At 49.0% G+C, this 1,772-nt stretch carries 2 protein-coding genes; both read right to left on the reverse strand.

The features are described from left to right. Positions 1-229: 229 nt before the first annotated feature. The gene (locus ACTHUM_RS13055) at positions 230-769 is read right to left on the reverse strand and encodes a septation protein IspZ (protein ID WP_107769003.1); all 540 of its coding nucleotides are present in this window, start codon (positions 767-769) and stop codon (positions 230-232) included. A gap of 77 nt (positions 770-846) precedes the next feature. Next, the gene (locus tag ACTHUM_RS13060) at positions 847-1,632 is read right to left on the reverse strand and encodes a lysine exporter LysO family protein (protein WP_101755194.1); all 786 of its coding nucleotides are present in this window, start codon (positions 1,630-1,632) and stop codon (positions 847-849) included. Positions 1,633-1,772: the final 140 nt, after the last annotated feature.

Here is a 1,772-nt window from a genome sequence, read left to right on the forward strand (position 1 = left end):
GTTCTAAGTTTTTATAATTTTGATGTATTTGCCTTCGTATCTTCTTTGAATTGGGCCAAGCATTCATCGTATTGTTTGTTTGTCGTTTGGCGTACCAATTCGTAATCATTTGCCTGCCACTCTTCCAATGAATGGCTTTCACTTCTTTTGAAGCAATGGAGTAACCGATCGGTTTTGCCGTTTTGTCCGTCTACAAAAGGCTGATAATTGATGAAATATTTTTAATGGTTTAAACCTTCAAAACTAATTTCCGATAAATCCACTCTCCGGCAAATAATATTCCCATTAACACATACGACACGATGCCTGTATAAGCCGCCCACCAATCGTAATATTGCAAGCTTGCCAAAATGGCGGCGGTTGCGCCGTTGAAGATAAAGAACGCGCACCAGATTTTCGTAACGCGTCGAGTGTGGCGCACACCTTCGGGCGGCAGGTCGGGGTGTTGCAGTCGGGCGAGGCGTTCGATAACGGTTTGTTTGGCAAACAGGCTGCCGCCGAAAATGGCAAGCATCAGTGCATTGACGGCGACGGGATACCAATACATCGAGTCAGGCCGTCTGAAAACCAGTACCGCCGCAAAAAAGGCGGCAAGGATAATCGCCGTAATGCGTTGGGCTGTGGTTTGCGGCATGGCGGCGCGTATCAGCCATAACACACACATGGCCGCAGCAAGCCAGAAAAATGCGCCGTTTTCCCTGCCGTAATACCATAGAAGCGGATAGGCGAGGCTGGCAAGGGTCAGTAGGAATTTTCCCAGTGTTTTCATAATGGTGTTCGGTTTCAGATGACTTTTGGGTTTTAGGGGGGGAGGTCGTCTGAAAGTTGTTTGGAAAAATAGTAGGATCAGTTCAGCATGGCAATGGCGGCGGACAGAAAAAACGGTGCGACAAGGGTCAGGATAAAGCCGCTGACGACGGCGTATTTGATGTATTCGGCGCGGCAGTTTTCTTTTACAAAGGGCAGGGCGGAGTCCATTGCCGCTGCGCCGGAAATGCCGATTGCCGCCATAGGCTGCTTTCGTCCGTAGAAATACAGGAAGACGATGCTGATCATTTCGCGGAAAAAATCGGTCATAAACGCTGCCGCACCCATTTCGGGCGATACCGCTTTTCCAACCATAGGACCCGAAAGGGAGAACCAGCCGAAACCGCCCGACAATACCAGGCTTTGGGCAAACGAATAGGGCGAACATAGCGAAAAAACGAAACACGCGGCGGCGGTTGCAGCAACGGTCAGAAGCGGCAGCAGGAAAATCCTACGTCCGAATCCGCCAAGCTGGAAATGAACCAAGTCCATGCCAACCATGAAAATCAGCAGATAGAGGATATGGGTGCTGTCGATGGGCAGATTGCCGACCTGTCGCCCGAAAAAGGCAAATGCCGCGACACCCAAACCGAAAAAAGCAAAGGCTTTGAAACAGCCGTAAAAGGGTTTGATAAAGCTGCCCGATGGAGTGGGAGCAGTCGAGGCTTCGGGTTTGCGATAAAGCGCAATCAAGGTAAACGCGCTGATAATCAGTGCGAGCAGCAGGGCATATTTGACGATGTCCGCGCCCAGATTCGGGTCGGTAAAGACGCCGCCGAACTCATAGCCCATGAAAAAGAGCAGCAGCAGGACAATAAAGGACAAGGGTTTGAGTAGGACTTGTCGAAGGGGTGGTGCAAGAAATTTACCAGATAGGAAACCGGTAGATAACAATGCAAGAACAATAAAGATCGATGATAAAGATGATTCCATATTTATAATTCTCCAGTTGAAAATTATTGATT

It is taken from the genome of Neisseria sp. P0021.S006 (genome assembly GCF_051956895.1).

What these genes read in the sequence shown, in the direction of transcription:
- ACTHUM_RS13055 (WP_107769003.1), bottom strand. Translation starts at nt 769, where the DNA reads ATGAAAACACTGGGAAAATTCCTACTGACCCTTGCCAGCCTCGCCTAT.